The organism is Tepidimonas charontis (assembly GCF_007556685.1).
Classification (GTDB): Bacteria; Pseudomonadota; Gammaproteobacteria; order Burkholderiales; family Burkholderiaceae_C; genus Tepidimonas; species Tepidimonas charontis.
In genome coordinates this window covers 1-21,046 of the sequence record NZ_VJON01000042.1, presented here as the reverse complement: position 1 = coordinate 21,046, position 21,046 = coordinate 1, and the positions used below count along the sequence as shown (strand labels likewise).

At 68.5% G+C, this 21,046-nt stretch carries 16 protein-coding genes and 1 tRNA gene; 14 read left to right on the top strand and 3 right to left on the bottom strand.

The window, feature by feature from the left end:
* Window position 1 precedes the first annotated feature (1 nt).
* The 4 genes from Tchar_RS11135 to Tchar_RS11120 are packed head-to-tail and all read left to right on the top strand — an operon-like array spanning window position 2 to window position 4,879.
* The gene (locus Tchar_RS11135) at window positions 2–1,546 is read left to right on the top strand and encodes a TolC family protein (protein WP_144329083.1); all 1,545 of its coding nucleotides are present in this window, start codon (window positions 2–4) and stop codon (window positions 1,544–1,546) included.
* 5 nt (window positions 1,547–1,551) lie between these two features.
* The gene (locus Tchar_RS11130; protein WP_144329082.1) at window positions 1,552–2,868 is read left to right on the top strand and encodes an efflux RND transporter periplasmic adaptor subunit; all 1,317 of its coding nucleotides are present in this window, start codon (window positions 1,552–1,554) and stop codon (window positions 2,866–2,868) included.
* Entirely contained in the window at window positions 2,865–3,668 is an 804-nt protein-coding gene (locus Tchar_RS11125; RefSeq protein ID WP_144329081.1) for an ABC transporter ATP-binding protein, read from the top strand. Before Tchar_RS11130 ends, Tchar_RS11125 begins: the two co-directional genes overlap by 4 nt.
* A 5-nt stretch (window positions 3,669–3,673) precedes the next feature.
* Window positions 3,674–4,879, top strand: coding sequence for an ABC transporter permease (locus Tchar_RS11120; protein ID WP_144329080.1), 1,206 nt, complete (start codon window positions 3,674–3,676; stop codon window positions 4,877–4,879).
* A 5-nt stretch (window positions 4,880–4,884) separates the two neighbouring features.
* On the opposite strand, the gene Tchar_RS11115 is transcribed toward Tchar_RS11120, so the two are convergent.
* Window positions 4,885–4,972 (bottom strand) — tRNA-Ser (locus Tchar_RS11115).
* Between the two features lie 412 nt (window positions 4,973–5,384).
* Here Tchar_RS11115 and Tchar_RS11110 point away from each other — a divergent pair.
* A complete protein-coding gene (locus Tchar_RS11110; RefSeq protein WP_144329079.1) occupies window positions 5,385–6,110 on the top strand; it encodes an N-acyl amino acid synthase FeeM domain-containing protein in 726 nt (241 codons plus the stop codon).
* Here Tchar_RS11110 and Tchar_RS11105 read toward each other — a convergent pair.
* Window positions 6,086–9,094: a putative bifunctional diguanylate cyclase/phosphodiesterase gene (locus Tchar_RS11105; protein WP_144329078.1), complete on the bottom strand. Its 3,009-nt coding sequence runs from the start codon at window positions 9,092–9,094 to the stop codon at window positions 6,086–6,088. The genes Tchar_RS11110 and Tchar_RS11105 overlap by 25 nt on opposite strands.
* 115 nt (window positions 9,095–9,209) lie before the next feature.
* Here Tchar_RS11105 and dinG point away from each other — a divergent pair, with 115 nt between their 5' ends.
* The 9 genes from dinG (at window position 9,210) to dcd (ending at window position 20,262) form a co-directional block, all read left to right on the top strand.
* Entirely contained in the window at window positions 9,210–11,387 is a 2,178-nt protein-coding gene (gene dinG / locus Tchar_RS11100) for an ATP-dependent DNA helicase DinG (protein WP_144329077.1), read from the top strand.
* On the top strand, window positions 11,354–12,283 hold the full coding sequence (locus Tchar_RS11095) for a hydroxypyruvate isomerase family protein (RefSeq protein ID WP_144329076.1): 930 nt from the start codon (window positions 11,354–11,356) through the stop codon (window positions 12,281–12,283). Before dinG ends, Tchar_RS11095 begins: the two co-directional genes overlap by 34 nt.
* Window positions 12,280–13,635: a glycerate kinase type-2 family protein gene (locus Tchar_RS11090; RefSeq protein ID WP_144329075.1), complete on the top strand. Its 1,356-nt coding sequence runs from the start codon at window positions 12,280–12,282 to the stop codon at window positions 13,633–13,635. Before Tchar_RS11095 ends, Tchar_RS11090 begins: the two co-directional genes overlap by 4 nt.
* A 3-nt stretch (window positions 13,636–13,638) precedes the next feature.
* On the top strand, window positions 13,639–14,772 hold the full coding sequence (locus Tchar_RS11085) for a PA0069 family radical SAM protein (protein WP_201739358.1): 1,134 nt from the start codon (window positions 13,639–13,641) through the stop codon (window positions 14,770–14,772).
* A gap of 70 nt (window positions 14,773–14,842) precedes the next feature.
* Window positions 14,843–16,366: an ABC transporter ATP-binding protein gene (locus Tchar_RS11080; protein WP_144329074.1), complete on the top strand. Its 1,524-nt coding sequence runs from the start codon at window positions 14,843–14,845 to the stop codon at window positions 16,364–16,366.
* The gene (locus tag Tchar_RS11075) at window positions 16,353–17,408 is read left to right on the top strand and encodes an ABC transporter permease (protein ID WP_144329073.1); all 1,056 of its coding nucleotides are present in this window, start codon (window positions 16,353–16,355) and stop codon (window positions 17,406–17,408) included. The genes Tchar_RS11080 and Tchar_RS11075 overlap by 14 nt, the downstream gene beginning before the upstream one ends.
* A gap of 1 nt (window position 17,409) precedes the next feature.
* Window positions 17,410–18,330: an ABC transporter permease gene (locus tag Tchar_RS11070; RefSeq protein ID WP_144329072.1), complete on the top strand. Its 921-nt coding sequence runs from the start codon at window positions 17,410–17,412 to the stop codon at window positions 18,328–18,330.
* A 71-nt stretch (window positions 18,331–18,401) separates the two neighbouring features.
* Complete coding sequence (locus Tchar_RS11065; protein ID WP_144329071.1) at window positions 18,402–19,556, top strand: BMP family ABC transporter substrate-binding protein; 1,155 nt, start codon at window positions 18,402–18,404, stop codon at window positions 19,554–19,556.
* A 139-nt stretch (window positions 19,557–19,695) separates the two neighbouring features.
* Window positions 19,696–20,262, top strand: coding sequence for a dCTP deaminase (gene dcd / locus Tchar_RS11060; RefSeq protein WP_144329070.1), 567 nt, complete (start codon window positions 19,696–19,698; stop codon window positions 20,260–20,262).
* A 12-nt stretch (window positions 20,263–20,274) separates the two neighbouring features.
* Here dcd and Tchar_RS11055 read toward each other — a convergent pair whose 3' ends face one another.
* A complete protein-coding gene (locus Tchar_RS11055; RefSeq protein WP_236640441.1) occupies window positions 20,275–20,943 on the bottom strand; it encodes a DMT family transporter in 669 nt (222 codons plus the stop codon).
* Between the last annotated feature and the right edge of the window lie 103 nt (window positions 20,944–21,046).

Genomic DNA, 21,046 nt, shown 5'->3' with positions numbered 1-21,046 from the left:
GATGCGTTTACGCCCCCCTGTCGTGCTGTACGCAGGCGTGCTCGCTGCGCTGGGCGGCTGCGCGCTGCCGAGCGCTGCACCCGAACTGACTGCGCTGCGCGCGGTGCCGGACGTGGTGGTGCCGAGTGCCTGGCAGGCTGCGCCGGCGGCGGCTGGCGCCTCATCATCGTTGCCGCACACGACTGACGCCGAGCACGGCGCGCCGACCGACGCGGCAGTCCAGACGACGCCGGAGCGCGGCGCCGCTGAGCCTGCAGACTGGGCCGACTGGGCCGCGTGGGGCGACGCCGAGTTGATGCGCTTGATCGAGCGCGCTGGGCAGGCGCACCCCGACGTACGCAGCAAGTTGGCCGCAGTCGTGCAGGCGCGCGCTGCCTTGGCGCAGGCCCAAGCAGCGCAAGGCCCCACGGTGTCGGCGGCGGCCAGCGCCGCGCGGGTGCGCAGCGGTGCTGCGCCGTCGAGCACGCGTTGGCAGGCCCAACTGGAGGCCGGCTGGGAGCTCGATTGGCTGGGCCGGCGGGCGGCGGGTAGCCGCGCCGCGCAGGAAGATCTGGCCGCGGCGCAAGCGCTGGCCAAACTGGCACGCCAGACCCTGGCCGCCAACGTGGCGCTGGCCTGGATCGAGGTCTGGAGTGCAGGCGAGCGGCTGCGGCTGGCGCGCGACAACGTCGATGCCGTGCAGCGTGCCCTGCAACTGACCCTGTGGCGCGCGCAGGGCGGCCTGGCCAGTGAGCAGGACGCCGCCACGGCACGCGCCAGCGTGGCGCAAGCGCAGGCGGCGCTGCCCAGTCTGAACACCCAGTGGCAGCAGGCGCGGCACGCGCTGGCGGTGCTGACCGGGCAGCCGCCGCAGGCGGACCTGCCCATCCCTCGACAGCCGCCGCAGCCACCGGCAGCGTGGCGACTGCCCGTCCCGGCCGACGTGCTGGCGCGCCGTGCCGATGTCGCCGCGGCCCAAGCCAACCTGCGCGCCGCCATGGCGCGCGTACAGCAGGCCGAGGCGGCGCGTTGGCCGACGCTCAGCCTGGGCGGTAGCTTGGCTTGGAGTGCGCCGCGCGTCAGCGAGCTGTTCGACATCGACGGCTTGACCCGCAGCTTCGTGCTGCGCGCGGCGGCCTCGCTGTTCGATGGCGGTGCGGCGCGGGCGCAGGTGCTGGCGCAGGAGGCGGCGGTGGAGCGCGCCCGCGCTGACTTGGCGCAGACGCTGCTCAACGCCCTCAAAGACGTGGAAAACGCGCTCACCGCACTGGCTGGCTTGCAGGAGCGGCAGCAGTGGCTACAGGCGGCCGAGCGCGACGCCGTGGCGGCCGAGCAGGCGGCAGCGCAGCGCTATGCCGCCGGGTTGACCGATCTGCGCAGTTGGCTCGACGCCCAACGCACGGTGATCGCCGTCCGCACCGATGCCGTACAAGCCCAGGCGGACTGGGCGGCCCAGCACGTGCGCTTGCGGCTGGCGCTGGGCGCCGATGATGCGGCCGACACGCCGGCCGTTGCCATGCCCGCGGTGGGCGCGGCAGTGGATGGTGCTCCGTCCCAACGACAGTAAACGTCATGAATGACCACATCCCTTCTTCTGTTTCGGCCTCCACGCCCCCGGACGATGTGCAGACCTTACTGGCGCGGGCGCGTGCGCGCCGTTGGTGGCGCCGCCCGGTCGTCTGGGCCATCGGCTTGGCCGTCGTGCTGGCGGCGGGCGTGGGCCTGCGCGCCTGGCAGGCCCAGCGCGCGCAGCAGGCGCAGCCGGTCTATGTCACCGAGCCCGTGCGCCGCGGTGATCTGACCCTCACCGTCACCGCCAACGGCACCTTGCAACCGCTGCGCTCGGTCAACGTGGGCAGCGAACTGTCGGGCACTGTGCGCGAGGTGCGGGTGGACGTCAACGACCGCGTGCGCCAAGGGCAAGTGCTGGTGGTGTTGGATACCGCCAAGTTGCAGGACCAGGTGGACAGCGCCCGTGCCGCGGTGGCGGTGGCCGAAGCGCAAGTGGCCCAGGCCGATGCCGGCGCGGCCGAGGCGCGGGCGGCGCTGGCGCGGCTGGAGGAGGTGGCGCGGCTGTCGGGGGGGCAAACGCCGTCGGCCGCCGAACTCGACAGCGCACGCGCGGCGCTGGCGCGTGCCGAGGCTGCACAGCGCAGTGCCCGCGCCAGCGTGCAGCAAGCCCGCGCCAACCTCTCCACCGCCGAGACGAATTTGTCCAAGGCGTCGATTCGTTCGCCGATCGACGGTGTGGTGCTGGCGCGCAACGTCGATCCCGGTAACGCCGTCGCCGCGTCGCTGCAAGCGGTGACCTTGCTGACGATCGCCCAAGATTTGCGGCGCCTCAAGCTCGATGTGGCGGTCGATGAGGCCGACATCGGGGTCGTGCACGAAGGCTTGCCGGCCACCTTCACCGTCAGCGCCTACCCGCGTCGGCGCTACCCAGCCCGGGTGGGCCGGGTCGCCTTTGGCGCCACCAAAACCGACAACGTCGTCACCTACACCGCCACGCTGGACGTGGACAACGCCGACGGCTCGTTGCGCCCTGGTATGACCGCCACCGCCAGTATTCGCGCCGTGGAGCGCACGGGCGTGCTGCTGGTGCCCAACACGGCGCTGCGCTTCACCCCCAGGGAATCGAACGCGGCCAGCGGCTCGGGCAGTCTGGCCGGAATGCTGCTGCCCAAGGCGCCCAGCGTGGGCCGCAAAACGGCGCGGCTGGACAACCGCGGCGGCCCGCGCCAGCTGTGGGTGCTGCGCGATGGCCAGCCGGTGGCCATTCCGGTCACGGTCGGTATCAGCGACGGGCGAATGTCCGAGGTCAGCGGTGAGGGCATCGAAGAGGGCCTGCCGGTGATCATCGAGCAACGCACGGGAGCGCGCGGTCGATGAGCACGACGTCGGGCGCCGCGGCCCCTCTGATCGCGCTGCGCGCGGTCACGCGCGTCTACGGCCAGGGCAGCGCCGCCTTCGCGGCGCTACGTGGCATCGATTTGACCGTCGCTGCGGGGGAGTTCGTCGCCATCATGGGGCCCAGTGGCTCGGGCAAGTCAACGGCGATGAATATCCTGGGTTTGTTGGACACGCCCACCGGCGGTGAATACCGCTTTTTGGGTACGCCGGTGCAGACCCTCTCGCGCGACGAGCGGGCCGTGTTGCGACGTCACTATCTCGGCTTCGTGTTTCAGGGCTTTCATCTGCTGCCGCGCACCACCGCGCAGGAAAACGTCGAGCTGCCGCTCATCTACCGCGGCGTGCCGGTGCGCCAGCGCCATGCCGCCGCGCGCGCCGCCTTGGCCGAGGTGGGGCTGGCCGGTTGGGAGCATCACACACCGGCCGAACTCTCTGGCGGGCAGCAGCAGCGCGTGGCGATTGCGCGCGCCATCGTCACCCAGCCCCGCGTGCTGTTGGCCGACGAACCCACCGGCAACCTGGACTCGCGGCGCAGCCACGAAATCATGACGCTGATCCAGCGTCTGAACCGCGAACGTGGCCTGACGGTGCTGATGGTCACCCACGAAGCCGACATCGCTGCCTACGCCCAGCGCGTGCTGCATTTTCGCGATGGGCGCATCGAGCGCGACGGCGATGCGGAAACGGTTGTCGCCGCGGCAAACATGCAGGGCGAGGCAGGCGGCGATGCCAACGGACCGACGGGCGCTGCTGAAACCGGCCACGTGCAGGAGGGCTAGAGGCGATGTGGCTCAATACGCTGTGGCTGGCGCTGCGCTCGATCCGGCGCAATCTGTTGCGCTCCTTCCTGACGGTGCTGGGCGTGGTGATCGGCGTGGCGGCGGTGGTGACCATGGTGACCGTGGGCAACGGCGCCACGCGTGCCATCCAGCAGCAAATCGCCAGTCTGGGTGTCAATCTGTTGCAGGTGCGCCCAGGCCAGCGCCTGGGCCCGGGCGGCAGTGGCGGGGCGCCTTGGTTCAAGCTGAGTGACGCGGCGGTGCTGGCCAGCCAAGTGCCCGGGGTATGGGCGGTGGCCGCCGAGACGCGTACGGGCGGCACCGTGGTAGCCAATGGGCGCAATTGGTCCAGCAGCATCGTCGGCGGCTCCGATGACTGGCTGCTGACCAACAACTGGACCCTGGCCGAGGGGCGCCCGTTCACCGAGGATGAGTTGCGCGTGGGTGCCGCCGTATGCCTGGTTGGCGAGACGGTGCGGCGTGAGCTCTACGGCACCGCTTCGCCCGTCGGCGACACCGTGCGCGTGCGCCAGGTGCCGTGCGAAGTGGTGGGTGTTTTGGCGCCCAAGGGGCAGGGTGCATTCGGCCAGGATCTGGATGACATCGTGCTGATGCCCATCAACACGCTGCACCGGCGCGTGGTCGGGCACACACGTGTGTACACGCTGCACGTGTCGATGCAAGACGGCGCCGACGCCGACGCGGTGAAGGCCGCGCTGCGCCAGATTTTGCGTGAACGGCGCAGCCTGGCCGAGGAAGAAGAAGACAACTTCAATATCTTGGACACTCAGCAGCTGGCCGAGACCATGGCCGGCACCACCCGCATCATGACCCTGCTGCTAGGGGCGGTGGCGGCGGTGAGCCTGTTGGTGGGTGGCATCGGCATCATGAACATCATGCTGGTCAGCGTCACCGAGCGCACGCGCGAAATCGGCCTGCGGCTGGCCATCGGAGCGCGCGAGCGCGACGTCATGGGCCAATTCCTGGTCGAGGCGGTGGTGCTGGCGGCGCTGGGCGGCTTGGTCGGGCTCTTGTTGGCCTTGGGAGCGAGTGTGGCCATCAGTCGCCTGATGCAGGTGCCGTTCGCCTTCGATCCCACCATCAACGCGGTGGCGTTTGCATTTTCGGCGGCCATCGGCGTGCTGTTTGGCTACGTGCCCGCACGCCGCGCCGCGCGCCTCGATCCCATCGAGGCGTTGCGGCATGAATGATCTATTGGCGGAAGGGGTGGGATTCGAACCCACGGATGGTTGCCCATCGCCGGTTTTCAAGACCGGTGCAATCGACCACTCTGCCACCCTTCCTGACGACGACCTGGGGCCGCGCCTACCCAGCCACGATATTGTGGCCCGCTTGCCGCGCCGATGAAGCACCTGTGGCCGGTCCGGCTACGGACGCGCGCCCGATGCCGATTCATCAGCCATCGCTGCATTCAGCCCGTGGTCGGATGCGATTGTAAGCGGCTTGCCGACGGGCCATGACGCACCACGCACGGCTGCCTGAGCGGACGGTCGAGTATCGGTGGCGGCCACGGCTGGCGTGCCCACGCAGGCCGCTGGTCACGGCGTTGCGCGCGTGTCCTTCCAAATGCCGATGCCCTTGTCGGAAAGTGTCCGACAGGCAAAACGGCGCCTTGCCGACTCCAGTGCGGGCGGAGTTTTTCTACAGCGAGGGCAAGCCCCGGGCAGGAGGGGCGTGTGTTTGGAGGAACGACCCATGTCCGTCTCAGGTGTTGCAACCCGATCCGATATCGCCCACCACGGGTGGCCTGGTCAGTGGGCGCCGTACGGTTTACCCGATGATGCAACCGCACAGGCGGCGCGTGCCGTCGAGCGGTTGCCGTTCACGGTGCGCCTGGCGCACGGCGAAGGCGATTTGCGCCGCGCCGCGCAACTGCGTCACGCCGCCTACAGCCGTCACCTGCCCGCCGCGTTGACGCAGGGATTGCGCGAGCCCGATGCCACCGATCGCGCGCCGGGGGTGGCGGTGTTGCTGGCCGAATCGAAAGTGGACGGCTCCCTGCTGGGCACGATGCGCGTGCAGACCAACGCGCACGGCCCGTTGGTGTTGGAACAGTCTTTCACGCTGCCGGCGGCGATGGCCACCGCTCGCTGCGCCGAGGTGACTCGGCTGGCGGTGGCGCAGGCGCAGCATAGCCGCTTCGTCAAGACGGTGATGCTGAAGGCGGCGTACTTTTGGTGTGAGCGCCAAGGGGTGCGCTACGTGCTGGTGACGGCGCGTGCACCGCTGGACCGACAGTATGCCCGGCTGATGTTCCGCGACGTGCAGCCCGAGCTCGGTTTCGTGCCCCTGGCGCACGTATTCGATTTGCCGCACCGCGTGATGTTTTGCGACATCGCCAATGCGCGCCGCGAGGGGGCGCAGCATCCGCTGTACACCTTTTGGTTCGAGACCGATCACCCGGACATCGAATTGGATTGAGGCTTGGCGGCGGCCGGGGCAGATGGCGGCGCACCCAACACCCAATCGACCCCGGCAAATTCGTCGTCGGGGGGCAAGGTATTGAGGTAGGTGCTGATGCGTTCGTCGCTGATGAAATCGGCCCCCGACCGCGCTGCCAATATGCGATCTGCCGACACCGGACGCGAGACGGCGTAGCCCTGTACGAAGTCGACGCCGATTTCGGCCAAGGTCTCCACCGTTTCGAAGTCTTCGGCCCACTCGGCGATGGTCTTCATGCCCAGGTTTTGCGCCAGGCTGACGATGGCTTCGACGATGGCGACGTTGGCCGGGTGACGGTTCATGTTGACGATGAAGCTGCCGTCGATCTTCAGGATATCGGCCGGCAGATCCTTCAAGTAGGAAAACGAGGTGTAGCCGGCGCCGAAGTCGTCCAGCGCCACCTTGGCACCGAGCGTGCGCAGCCGGTCGATGAAGCGCCGGGAGTTGCCGATGTCGTGCAGGGCGACGCTTTCGGTGACTTCGAAGCACAGGCGGTGCGCGATGTCGCGGTGGCGCTCGAGCATCTCGAGCATGTCGTGGATGAAGCGCTCGTCGTTGAGCGAAGCGCCACTGAGGTTGAGGCAGATGAATTGGTTGGTCGGCAGCTGGGACTGATGCTGCGTCAGCCAGCCGAGCATCGCGGCGACGACCCAGCGGTCGATGGCACTCATGCGGCCGGCGTTCTCGCCAGCACGGATGAGGCGCTCCGTGGGCACGCGGCTGCCGGTGGCGTCTTGCATGCGCAGCAAGACCTCGAAATTGAGCGATTGGGCCGGATGCCGCAACGACACGATGGGTTGCATTTCCAGGTAGAGACCTTCGATCTCCTCGCCTGCCGCCAGGCGTTCGACCAGCTGCATTTCGGCCTCGTGCTCGCGAAACGCCTGCGAGCCATGCTCGTACACGACCAAGCTGGTCGAGCGCCCCCGTTTGGCTTCGCGGCAGGCGCGGTCGGCCGTGGCAACGACGTCTTTGGCCGTCATGCCGGCGGTGACTTCGATCAAGCCGATCGAGCCACGCACCTGAAACGCTCGATCACCCACTTGATACGGTTCACTCGCCAGCCGCGTCAGGATGTCGCGACACACCGTTTCGGCGCGATGCAGCGGGGTGTCGAGCATGACGAGCAAAAATTCGTCGCCACCGACGCGCCCCAGGTACATGTGCGATGCCAGTGGCTGCTGTACGCGCTCGCACACCTGCTGCAGCACGGCGTCGCCCGCGACGTGGCCATACAAATCGTTGATGAGCTTGAAGCGATCCAAGTCCAAGTAGGCCGCGGCTAGCGGTTTGCCGCGACGCAAGCGCTGCAACCCCCGACTGAGGCAGGCCTCGACGCCGCGGCGGTTGAGTGCCTTGGTGAGCGGGTCATGGTCGGCCAGAAACTGCAGGTGCTCGTGGGTGCGAACCTTGTCGGTGATGTCTTGCAGCGTGCCTTCGATCTTGTCGCCAGCGCGGGCGGCACGCACCAAAAAGCGCCGTCCGATGCCGTCGTCCTGGATCAAGCTGGTTTCGAATTCGACCGTGCCGCTGCTGCCGCTGGCGGCGTCGAGTTGCGTCCACTCGTAGCGCGGAAACAGCGTCTCCCAATGCTCGCGCTCGGCTTCGATGGTGCGCCCCAGAATCGTCTGCAGGGCCGGGTTGGTGCTGAGGAAGCGCCCGGCGGGGTCGAGTGTGAACAGGCCGATCGGCAAAAAGTCGAAGGTGTGTTGCAGCTCGGCCTGCAGCGCCACGCGCTGCAAGTGCTCCTGGCGAAACTGCTCGGCGATGGCCAGCGACGCCAACAGGCTGGACGCCAAGGCCGCCGTGACGCTGTCGAAGGTACCGATGAGCCCGCGTAGGCCGAGCGCCGCGGCGATGACTTCGTACAGGCTGGCCAGCAGCGTGACGGCCATGGAGGCGGCATACCACATGGCCACGGTGGAGCGTGTGCGGATCAGAATGACCACCAAGGCGTAACCCAGCACCAGTGCGCCGATGGCGGTGGCCGTCCAGATCAGGGGCAGGAAATGCCGATAGGGCAGCACCACGGCGGCCGCCAACACCGGCACGCACGCCAGCAGCACCAGTCGAACCGGGCTGAGGGTGCGGGTGCGGCGCAGGTCGTCGTCGAACAGAAAGCGAAACAGCACCACCGTGACGGTGGAGTACAGAGCGAGCGTGAGCTGGCGCATCGGCGTCAGCCACGGCACCGGCACCACATGTCCCAGCCATTGGTAATCCCAGCCGCCGGACAGCGCCGCCATGCGCATGTTGATGACCAGCCAGGCGGCGAAGACGAGGTAGGTGCGCTCGCGGTTGATCAGGCCCGCGATCAGCGTAAACAGCGCCAACAGCAACAAGCCGCCATCGATCCAGCCCGCCTGGCGGTGGAACTGACGCTCCAGCGCAGCCAGCTCTTCGACACTGCGTAACTTGGCCGTGAAACGCGCGGGACCGGTGAAGCGGGCCTCGCACAGCACACGCTGCGGCAGCGGTTCGGCAACCAGGGCGACACCGGCGCGCGACGGGCGCAGCGCCCCGCTTGCACTGGGGCCGCCCTCGCGCTGAAAGGCCCCCAGTGGGACAAGGGTGTCGGCATTCCAGCAACGCAGCGCCACCACGTGCCGCGAGGGGAAATCGACGGCGGGTGACTCCGGGACGTCGGCGTTGGGCAGCGCCAACAGTACCCACAGCGGTGTTTCGGACAGCCGCGTATCCCAGACGGTGCGCACGGGCTGAAGCGCCAATGCCTGCAGGGCCTGCGCGGGGGCGCGCTCGTCGTCCACCGTCAGGGCCTGGAACGGCAACGGGGCGCGCGCGGATTCCTCTGGATACTCGGCAGGCCAAAACCACAACGCCCACAGGGATATGAGTGCCACGGCCACCGGCACGGCATACGCCGCGAAAGACCGCAGCATCGACTCCACCCAGACGGTGGCGTTGCGCGGTTCGGTGGTCGGCGGCACGGGATCGGCAGTCATGAGGCGGTGGGGGAAGCGGCGCGTAGCGAGTCCTCCCTGGCTGTCCGTGGGGTATTCCCTCTGCTGTCGCGCATTATCGGGGGTAAAAGGGGCGCTTGTGTCACACTTGGTGCTCATGAGTAACACCGACGACGTCGCTGAGCGCGCCGTACAGGTTTTCGATGACGTGATTGCGAGCGCGCCGACGCTGCGCCAGCGCCCGGGCCAGCGCCTGATGGCTGCCGAAGTGGCGGCTACCTTTGCCCCGGTGACGTTGGGGCAGACCGAGGAGGGCGCGACGGCCCAGCGACGACTGGCGATCATCCAGGCGGGCACCGGGGTTGGCAAATCGCTGGCCTATCTGGCGCCCGCCTTGGTGGTGGCGCAGGCGCGACAGACGCGCGTGCTCGTCTCCACGGCCACCGTGGCGCTGCAGGAGCAATTGGTGCAGCAGGATTTGCCTGCGCTGGCGCAGCGTCTGCCCTTTGCGTTCCGCTGGGCCCTGGCCAAGGGTCGCGGACGTTACGTCTGCCGCCTGAAGCTGGAGCGCTGGCTCAGCGAACCCGACGCCGAGCTGCCGGCACTGGACGATGAGGCCGTCGCTGCACCGGCGGCGTCCAGTGCCGAGCGGCAGGCTTGGCTGCGCGCACGCGCGCACGATTTGGCCCACGGGCGCTGGGACGGTGATCGCGACAGCCTGGCCGAGCCGCCGGAGGCGGCGTGGTGGGCCGCCATCGCCGCCGAAGCCGCTTCCTGTACCGCGCGTCACTGTCCCCTCTATGGCGATTGCGCCTACTACCAGCAGCGCAAGCAGCTCGTCGGCGCTCAGCTGATCGTCGTCAACCACGATTTGTTGCTGTCGACGCTGGGCTCGCGCCAATTGCCCGAGCTGGACCAGTGTTTGCTGGTGCTCGATGAGGCCCATCATCTGCCAGCCATCGCGCTGGAGCAGTTTGGGCGCCGCTGCGGCCTGACGCGGCTGGCCTGGGTCGATCAGCTCGCCAGCCGTATGCTCAAAGCAGCGCAGGAGGTGGAGACCGACGCCGTGGCCGAGGTGCCGGCGGCAGCGGCGCATCTGCGCCAGGCGCTGCAGGCAGCTGCGCGTGAGGCCGTGCAGGCGTGGGGAGCGCGCCTGCGCGACGACGCGGCCGCAACGCCTGCGCCGCTGCGAATACGCTTGCCGCGCGGTGAAATACCGGCCGCCTTCGTCGAGCCGTTGCAGCGGGCAGTGGCGGCGGCAGGCGTGTTGATCGATGCCGTTCGCGCCGTGGGGGTGGCGCTGCGTTGCGCCTTGCGTGAGCGCCCGCAACAGGCACAGCGGCTGTCGCAGCTGTACGCGCAGCTGGGCACGCTGGCGCCGCGCCTGGAGGCTGCGCACGACACCGCACGCTGGCTGCTGCACACCGCCGAGCCGGGGCAGCCTCCGCTGGCCAAATGGTTTACGTTGCACGCAGCGGCCGATGGCGTGCGGGTGATGGCGCACGCCAGTCCGATTCAGCCGGCTGCCTTGCTGCGGACACAGCTGTGGCGCCAGGTGCGTGGGGCGGTGCTGACCTCGGCCACGCTGGCCGGCGGCGGGCGCTTCGACTTCTTTCTGCGCGAAGCGGGCCTGGCTGACGACGCCGATGTGCGCACCGTGCTGGCGCCCAGTCCATTCGACTATGCCCGCCAAGGGCGTCTGGTGCTGGCGGCGGTCGCCGCCGATCCGCGCGCGCTCGATGCCTACCACGAGGCGGTGCAGGCTGCCCTGCAGCGCGATTTGCCCGCGGTGCGCCACGGCGCTTTGGTGCTGTTTACGTCCCGCAGCCATCTGCAGCGCGCCGCTGCCCAGTTGCCGCCAGCGCTGCGTGCGTGCGTGCTGGTGCAAGGGGAGCTGCCGCGCGCGCGCTTGCTGGCGCGCCATCGCGAGCGCGTGGCCGCAGGTGAGCCGTCGATCCTATTTGGCCTGCAATCGTTTGGCGAGGGGCTCGACCTGCCGGGTGATCTGTGTGCGGATCTGTTCATCACCAAGTTGCCGTTTGCCCCGCCTGATGATCCGGTGGGCGAAGCACGGGCCGAGTGGTTGCGCAGCCTGGGGCGCGACCCCTTCCTGGAGCTGGTGGTGCCGGCCACCACGATACGCCTGCTGCAGTGGGTGGGGCGCGCCATTCGCACCGAGGACGACCGTGCGCGCATCGTCTGTTACGACCCGCGCCTGACCCGTACCGGCTACGGACGGCTCATCCTGCAGGCGTTGCCGCCGTTTACCCAGACCACCACCGTCGCCGATGAGGAGGCTCCATGCCGGCCGTCGTTGACCCGCGCCGTGGCGTGAGGCCCGCCGCCCGATGGGGGCTGGCGGCCAACATCAGCCTGCTGTTTGCCGAGCGCCCGCTGCTGCAGCGCTTGGACGCGGCGGCGGCGGGCTTCGTTGCCGTGGAGTGTCAGTTTCCGTACGCCGTGCCAGCGCAGGCGCTGGCAGACCGCTGTGCGCAGTTGGGGTTGCGCTGGGTGCTGCACAATTTGCCGGCGGGCGACTGGGCCGCCGGTGAGCGCGGCATCGCCTGCCATCCGCAACGGGTGGCCGAGTTTCGGGCGGGCATCGGCCCCGCGCTGGATTATGCGTGTACGCTGCAGGCTCCGCAGGTCAACGTCATCGCGGGGGGCGTGCCCGCCGGTGTGACGCGCACGCAGGCGCTGTCGACGCTGGTGGACAATCTGCGCGCCGCCGCCGAGGCCTGCGCGCGCTTTGGCATCGGCCTGCGGCTGGAAGCCATCAATTCGGTCGATATCCCCGGATTTTTGGTGGACAGGGTGGAGGTGGCATGGGAGGTGATCGAGCGCGTCGGCTGGGATGGGCTGCGGCTGCAATTCGACGCCTACCATGTGGCCCGTATGGGGCAGGACCCGGTGCCGTGCTGGCGTCAGTGCCATGCCCGCGTCGGTCACGTCCAGTGGGCCGACTGTCCGGGCCGCCATGAACCGGGCAGCGCCGCCGTGGACTTTTCTGGCCTACTGGCGGCCATGGACGAGAGTCGTTGGTCGGGCTGGGTGGGTGCCGAATACGTCCCGGCCGATCCCGCCCCAGGTGGCACAGAGCGCGGGCTTGGCTGGATCGAAGCCCTGGGCCTGGGCCGTGCGTGCGCGGGTGTGGCGGGTGTGCATGGCCAGACCGACAAAGCGCCAGCGGGTGCCGCGATGGGCCCAACGAGCGCGCGGAGGATCCGATGAACGACGAACAGGCCGGAGCCGTTTTCAAAACCCCCACGGCGACGCCGAGCAGCGATGCCGAGGCACGCGAGGTGTTGCAGGCGTTGTATGGGGCGGCGGTGGCGCGTGCGCAGCCACAGCGCGAACTGGCGCGCCATCTGCCACCGCCGCCGCGGGGCCGCACGGTCGTCGTCGGGGCGGGCAAGGCGGCCGCGGCGATGGCGTATGCGCTGGAGGCGGCGTGGCCAGCGCAAGCACCGCTGAGCGGCGCGGTCGCAACGCGCTATGGGCACACGCCGCCACGTCCGCCCGGGGTGGCCGCGCGCATCGACGTTTGGGAGGCCGCGCATCCGGTGCCCGATGCCGCCGGCATGGCCGCGGCCGAGCGGATGCTGGCCGCGGTGCAGGGCCTCGGCACCGACGATTTGGTGATCGCGCTCATCTCTGGCGGAGGCTCGGCGCTGCTGGCGCTGCCGGTTGCCGGGCTGTCGTTGAGCGCCTGGCAAGCCATCACGCGCGCGTTGCTGGCCAGCGGTGCCACCATTGCCGAGATAAACGTGGTGCGCAAGCACCTGTCGCGCATCCAGGGAGGGCGGCTGGCCATGGCGGCAGCTCCCGCGCCGGTGTGGACGGTGGCCATCAGCGACGTGCCGGGGGACGATCCGGCGGTGATCGCCAGCGGCCCCACGGTGCCCGACCCCAGCACCTGCGCCGAGGCGCTGGCGGTGCTGCAGCGCTATCGGCTGGCGGTGCCCGACGCCGTGCACGCGGCGCTGCAAAGCGGCGCGCTGGAGACACCCAAGCCAGACGATCCGCGCTGGGCGTCATGCACCACACGCCTGATGGTGACTCCGCATGAGGCCCTACAAGCCGCCGCGGCCGAAGCCGAGCGCCGCGGCTGGCGCGCTTATGTGCTGGGCGATGCCATCGAAGGCGAGTCGCGCGAGGTGGCACGCGTGCACGCGGGTCTGGCCCACTACGCCCGGCAGGGACGCGGGCCGTTTCGGCCGCCGTGCGTGCTGCTGTCCGGGGGGGAGACCACCGTTACGCTGGGCGGGGACGTGCCGCTGGCGGCGCGAGCGCGCGGCGGGCGGGCCAGCGAATTTGCGCTGGCGTTGGCGCTGGCGTTGCACGGCTCTGCGCGGGTGTGGGCGCTGGCGGCAGACACCGACGGTATCGATGGCACCGAGGAGCACGCCGGGGCCTTCGTCACGCCCGATACTTTGGCGCGCGCCGACGCGGCTGGCTTGTCCGCGCAGCAGGCGCTGGCGCAGCACGACAGCTACGGCTTCTTTGCTGCGCTGGGTGACCTGTTCGTGACCGGCCCGACGCACACCAACGTCAACGATTTTCGCGCCATCCTGATCGCCTAAACCATGGTCGAGCCCCCGTCGCCGATGCCATGGCCGACCCCGCTGCGCGGGCGCGGCAGCAGCACGCGCATGGCGCACCGCTACGCCAGCGAGGCGCGCGAGCCGTTTGACGATGGCTGGCCGCGCGAGGCCGACGCCCCCACGCCGCCACGCACCGAGGTGCGCTGGGAGCGCCCGCGCAGCGCGCTGACCTTCAACGATTCGCCCGACATCGGCTTCGATCGCTCGCTCAATCCCTATCGCGGCTGCGAGCATGGCTGCGCCTATTGCTACGCGCGACCGACGCACGCGTATCTGGACCTGTCGCCGGGGTTGGATTTCGAGACCATCATCATCGCCCGCCAAGGGCTGGACGAGGTGCTGCGCGCCGAGCTGGCGCGCCCCGGCTACACGCCCGCGCCGGTGGCCATCGGCTCGGTCACCGACGCCTATCAGCCCATCGAGCGCGAGCTGCGTCTGACGCGCGCCGTGCTGCAGGTGCTGCACGATACCCGCCACCCTTGGGTGTTGGTGACCAAGGGCAGCGGGGTTGAGCGCGATCTGGACCTGATTGCGCCGATGGCGCAGGATGGTTTGTGTGCGGTCTACGTCACCCTGACCACCTTGGATGCAGCGCTGGCGCGACGCCTGGAGCCGCGCGCTGCGGCTCCGTGGCGGCGCTTGCGCACGATCGAGGTGCTGGCGCGTGCCGGCGTGCCGGTCGGGGTGAGCGTGGCGCCGCAAATCCCGTTCCTCACCGACGACATGGAGCGCGTGCTGGCCGCCGCCGCCGAAGCGGGTGCCTCGGCCGCGTTTTACACCGTACTGCGCCTGCCCAACGAGGTGCGGCCGCTGTTTGCCGAGTGGTTGCGCCAGCACGTGCCCGAGCGCGCCGCGCGCGTGTTGGCGCGTGTGCGCGACCTGCACGGCGGGCGCGACTACGATGCCCGCTTCGGCACGCGGATGAGCGGCCGCGGCGTCTGGGCCGAGCTGTGGCGTCAGCGGTTCAGCCAAGCCTGCCGGCGGCTGGGCTTGCAGCCGAGCCACCCGCCGCTGCGCACCGATGGTTTTCGCCCGCCGCTGGCCGCCATCAACCCGCGCCCGACCCGCACCGCGCGGCCATCGCAGGAGCCACGCCAAGGCACGTTGTTCGATTGAGCCAGTGGCGCCGCGAGCCGTTACCATTGCGGCCTTTGCGCCCCGGCCCTTTGGCGGGGCCATGCCAACCATGACCCCAACGCCGCGCCTGCAACTGCACCAGATCACCAAGCGCTACCCTGGCGTGCTGGCCAACGACGCCGTCTCGCTGCAGGTGGCGCCGGGCAGCATCCACGCCGTGCTGGGCGAAAACGGTGCGGGCAAGTCCACGCTGATGAAAATCATCTATGGCGTGGTCGCGCCCGACGATGGCGTCATGCTGTTCAACGGCCGCCCGGTGCACGTGCGCGATCCGCAGCAGGCGCGCGCGTTGGGCATCAGCATGGTGTTTCAGCATTTCAGCTTGTTCGAGACGCTCAGCGTCGCCGAAAACGTCTGGCTGGGGCTGCAGGGGGCGCTGTCGTTGCGCGAGGTGGCCGAATCGATTGCGGTCAAGGCGAGCGAGTACGGCTTGGATGTCGATCCGCACCGGCCGGTGCACAGCCTGTCGGTGGGTGAGCGCCAGCGCGTCGAGATCGTGCGTGCCTTGTTGACGCAGCCGCAGCTGCTCATTCTCGACGAGCCAACCTCGGTGCTGACCCCGCAGGCCGTGCAGCGCCTCTTTGGCGTGCTGCGTCAGCTCGCCAGCGAAGGTTGCAGCATCCTCTATATCAGCCACAAGCTCGACGAAATCCGAGCCCTGTGCGACGCCTGCACCGTGATGCGCGGCGGGCGCGTCAGTGGTGTGTGCGACCCGCGCCAGACCAGCCATGCCGAGCTGTCGCGCTTGATGATCGGCAGCGAGCCGCCCGCCCTGCCGCCGCACCGCGCCGCCAGTGGCGATGTGATGTTGGAGGTGCGCGGCTTGACGCTGGAGCGCCCCAGCCCTTACGGCACCGCGCTGCGCGACGTAGCGCTGCAGGTGCGCGCCGGTGAGATCGTCGGCATCGCCGGGGTGTCGGGCAATGGTCAAAGTGAGCTGTTGGAGGTGTTGTCGGGCGAAAGTACGGCCGCGCCTGCGGGCAGCATTCGCTTGCGTGGCGAGGATATTGCGCGTTGCGGCCCCGTGGCACGGCGGCGTCGCGGTCTGCACACGGCACCCGAAGAGCGCCTGGGGCGGGCCGCCGTGCCCAGTCTGGGCCTGGCGCACAACCTGTTGCTGACGCGGCGCGATGCGGTGCGCCGCGGCGGCTGGCTCGACCTCAAGGCCCTGCGCGCCCAGGCCGCTGCCCTTATCGAGCGCTACGGCGTCAAAGCGGCCGGTGTCGATGCGCCGGCGCAGTCGCTTTCGGGCGGCAATCTGCAGAAATTCATCGTCGGGCGCGAAATCGAAGCGCGCCCGAGCGTATTCATCGTCGCCCAGCCCACCTGGGGCGTGGACGTGGGCGCCGCCGCCCAAATTCGCGCGCAAATCGTGGCCTTGCGCGAGGCGGGCTGCGCCGTACTGGTGTTCAGCGAGGAGTTGGACGAGTTGTTCGAGTTGTGCGATCGGCTGTACGTGATGGCGCAAGGGCGGCTGTCGCCTTCGCTGCCGGTGGCACAGGCCACGGTGGAGCAGGTGGGGGCCTGGATGGCGGGCCTGTGGGCGCAGGAGGCGGGCCATGTGGCGGCTTGAGCGCCGTCCCGCACCGTCGCGCCTGTGGAGCGTGGGCTCGCCGTTGCTGGCAGCACTGGTGACCGTGGTGCTGGGCATTGGGTTATTCGCATTGCTCGGCAAAGACCCGCTGGCGGCGCTGCGCGTCTTTTTTTGGGAGCCGATGCGCGATGCGCGCGCCTGGAGCGAGTTGATGCTCAAGGCCACGCCGCTCGTGCTCATCGCCTTGGGATTGGCGCTGGGCTTTCGCGCCAACGTGTGGAATATCGGTGCCGAAGGGCAATTCATCATCGGCGCGGTGTGCGCGGGCGGGGTGGCGCTGGGGCTCAAGGGTGCTGCGGTCCCGGTGTGGCCGTTGGTGTTGCTGGCCGGCATCGCGGGTGGCTGGGCCTGGGCTGCCGTCACCGCTGCGTTGCGTGATCGCTTTCACGCCAACGAGATCCTGGTCAGTTTGATGCTGGTGTACGTGGCGGTGCAGGTGCTCAACTACGTGGTTTACGGGCCGTGGAAGGACCCGATGGGCTTCAACTTCCCGCAGACCGAGCGCTTCGACGCCTCAGCGCTGGTGCCGCGCCTGTTCGCCGGGTTGCGCGTCAACCTGGGTTTGGTGCTGGCCGCCGGCGCCGTGGTGGCCGCCTGGTTGTTCATGACGCGCACCTTGGCGGGCTTTGCCCAGCAAGTGGGGGGACTGGCGCCGGCGGCGGCGCGCTACGCGGGGTTTTCCGAGCGTGCGTCGTTGTGGCTGACCATGAGCGTCTCGGGGGCCTTGGCGGGGCTGGCGGGTGCGCTGGAGGTGGCTGGGCCGGTGGGGCAGCTGACGCCGCACGTACCGGTGGGCTATGGATTCGCCGCCATCATCGTCGCCTTCGTCGGGCGGCTGCACCCGGTGGGCATCGTCGGCGCGGCGTGGCTGATGAGCCTGCTCGTCATCGGGGGGGAATTGGCCCAGTCGCGCCTTGGTCTGCCCAAATCCATCACCGGCGTCTTTCAGGGCCTGCTGCTTTTTGCCTTGCTGGCCTGTGATGCGCTGATTCATTTTCGCCTGCGCTGGAGGAGGGCTTGACATGGAGGCGCTTGCGCTGCTGATTGCGGCGTCGCTCAATGCCGGCACCGTATTGGCGCTGGCGGCGCTGGGTCTGCTGATCAACGAAAAGGTTGGCGTGGTCAACCTGGGCGCCGAGGGCATGATGCTGTGCGGCGCGCTGGCGGGGTTTGCCACCGTCGTGCACCTGGGCGTGCACCCGCTGGGCTTCTTCGCTGGGGCGGCAGTGGGCGCCGCGCTGGCGCTGGTGTTCGGCGCCCTGGTGGTCTATCTGAACACCAACCAATACGCGACGGGGCTGGCGTTGAGCCTGTTCGGCGCCGGGTTGTCGGCCTTTTTGGGGCAACCGTACACCCAGTACAAGCTGCCCGAATTGGTCGTGCCGCACGTGCCGTGGTTGGGCGATCTGCCCTGGCTGGGGCCGGCGTTGTTTCGGCAGCACGCGCTGGTGTATGCCACGATGGGACTGGCGCTGGGTCTGGTGTGGCTGTATGACCGCACACGCACCGGATTGGTGCTGCGCAGTATCGGCGAAAACCCCGAGTCGGCCCACGCACTGGGCTACCCGGTGCGCGCCATTCGTCTGGCAGCGGTGGCGGTGGGCGGGGCCCTGTGTGGCCTGGCAGGGGCGTACGTCGCCACCGTCTACACCCCACTGTGGGTGGAGGGCATAATTGCCGGCAAAGGCTGGATTGCGCTGGCCCTGACCACGTTTGCCACCTGGCGACCGGCACGTGTGTTGCTTGGCGCCTACCTGTTCGGGGCGGTGACGATGATCCAGTTCACCCTGCAGGGCATGGGTGTGGGGCTGCCCAGTCAGTTCTTGACCATGTTGCCCTATCTGGCCACGATCGTGGTGCTGGTGCTGATATCGCGCAGCCCGCAGTGGATTCGCCTGCACATGCCGCAATCGCTGGGGCGGCCATTCCATCCGGGGGCCTGAATACCAAGCCGCCTGTATTCGGGGATTGCACCCATGTTCCTCTTTGCTTTTCACCTCACAGGAGTTCAGTCATGATCGATCGCAACAAACGTGCTTGGTTGAAGTCCACCGCCACGGTGGCAGTACTCGGTGTCGTGGCCGGCGCCGCCTTGGTGGGTTGTGGCAAGAAGGAAGAGGCCGCCGCGCCCGCCCCCAGCGTGACCGCAGCACCGAAGGCCGAACCGCTGAAGGCGGCATGGGTCTATGTCGGCCCCGTGGGCGATGCCGGCTGGTCGTTCGCGCACGACCAGGGTCGCAAGGCCGTGGAGGCGCACTTCGGCGACAAGGTGCAGACAACGTTCGTGGAGAGCGTGCCCGAGGGCGCCGATGCCGAGCGCGTGATCCGCGATCTGGCCGCCCAAGGCAACAAAATCATTTTCGCCACCTCGTTCGGTTTCATGGAACCGATGCTCAAGGTGGCCAGCGAGTTTCCGGACGTGAAGTTCGAGCACGCCACCGGCTACAAGACCGCGCCCAATATGCGCATCTACGACGCCAGTTTCTACCAGGATGCGTACATGGCGGGCATCATCGCCGGGCACATGACCAAGACCAACACGCTCGGCTTCGTGGGCTCCTTCCCGATTCCCGAGGTTTTGCGCAACATCAACGCGTATGCCTTGGGCGCGCAGACCGTCAAGCCCAATATCAAAGTCAAGGTCGTGTGGGTCAACAGCTGGTTCGATCCTCCGAAAGAGACCGAGGCCGCACAAAGCCTGATCAACCAGGGCGCCGACGTGCTGCTGCAAAACACCGACTCCACCGCCGTGCTGCAAACCGCCGAGAAAAACGGCAAATACGCCTTCGGCTGGGACAGCGACATGAGCAGCTTCGGCCCGAAGGCGCACCTGGCGTCGGCGGTGGTCAACTGGGGCCCGTACTACATCCAGGCGGTACAGGAGGTGTTGGACGGCACGTGGCAGACCAAGCGCACCGTCTGGGGCGTCAAAGAAGGACTCAACGATCTGATCAAGATCGCCGACATCGTGCCCGAGGCGGCAAAGAAACAGGTCGAAGAGGTCAAGGCCGGGCTCAAGAGCGGTGACTTCGAAGTCTTCACCGGGCCGATCGTGGACAACACCGGCAAAGAGGTATTGGCCGCTGGGGTCAAGGCCGACCAGGACTGGAAAGACAAGGTCAATTTCTTCGTCAAAGGGATCGACGGCAAGGTGCCTGCCGGCCAGTGATCGACGGCCGCGCACGCCAGCGGCGCACCTTGGGCCCGCTGCGGCTGCGGCAGCGGGCCGCGACAGCGGCTCGCCGGCGCCGCGCAGGGCGCTTGCGTACAATGGCGGGCCGATCTGGCCATCCCCGCCCATCCGTACCATGACCCTCAAGAGCGACAAGTGGATCCGCCGCATGGCCGAGCAGTACGGCATGATCGAGCCGTTCGAGCCCGCGCAAATACGCGAGGTCGAGGGCCGCAAGGTCATCAGCTACGGCACCAGCAGCTACGGCTACGACATCCGCTGTGCGCCCGAGTTCAAGGTCTTCACCAACATCCACAGCACGGTGGTGGACCCGAAAAATTTCGACGAAAAGAGCTTCGTCGATTTTCACGGGGACCACTGCATCATCCCGCCCAACAGCTTTGCGCTGGCGCGCACGGTGGAGTACTTCCGCATCCCGCGCAACGTACTGACCATTTGCCTGGGCAAGAGCACCTACGCGCGCTGCGGCATCATCGTCAACGTCACCCCGTTCGAGCCGGAGTGGGAAGGCTACGTGACGCTGGAGTTTTCCAACACCACGCCGCTGCCGGCCAAGATCTATGCGGGCGAGGGGTGCGCGCAGGTGTTGTTTTTCGAAAGCGACGAGGTGTGCGAAGTGTCGTATCGTGACCGCGGTGGCAAATACCAGGGTCAGCGCGGTGTGACGCTGCCGCGCGCCTGAGCGCACACGCCGTCAGCGTCGCCGCAGGCTGCGCCAAAAGGCGGGCGGCAGCAGCACCGTGGCGATGGCCGCCATCACGCACACCATGGCCACACCGTCGGTCCAGCGCGGCCACTCGCCAGCGATGAAGGTGGCGCTGATGGTGCCGATCAGCGGCACCATCATCACGCTCATGGCGCTGGTGGCCGGCAGCAGGTGGCGCGCCAGCGAAAACCAGATGATCTGCGCAAAGCCATAGTTCATGAGCACGCCGTAGGCCAGCAGGCCCCACATGCGCGGGCTGAACTGCCATCGAGGCCACGGCTCGAACGTCAGCGCCAGTGCCCACAGGGCGGCGGCGGTCAGCAGCATCATCCACACCGTCAGCGCCTCCACTGGCAGTGTCAGCTGGGCGCGGCGCATCATCAGCGTACCGATGGCCCAGCTGATGGCAGCGCCCAACATCACCGCCACGCCGATGGGACGCCCGGCGAGTGCGCCCAGCTCATCGGCCAACAACAGGCCGACGGCCGCCACCACGGCCAGAGCGGCCAAACTGGAGCGGCGCGTCAGCGGTTGCCCGAAAAACAACGCGCCCAGCAGCACGGTCCACACCGGCATGGTAAAGCCAAGGATGGCCGCGCGGCCCGAGGCCAGCGCCGCCACGCCAAAGATGGCGGTAGTGTGCTGACTTGTGTGCAAAATCGCCTGGGGTAGTAAGCGGGCGGGTGGTCATGGTAAGAGGTTGATTGCGAGATCGACCTTGAACCCTGAAGGAGGGCAAACCATGACCACGAGCAAGCAT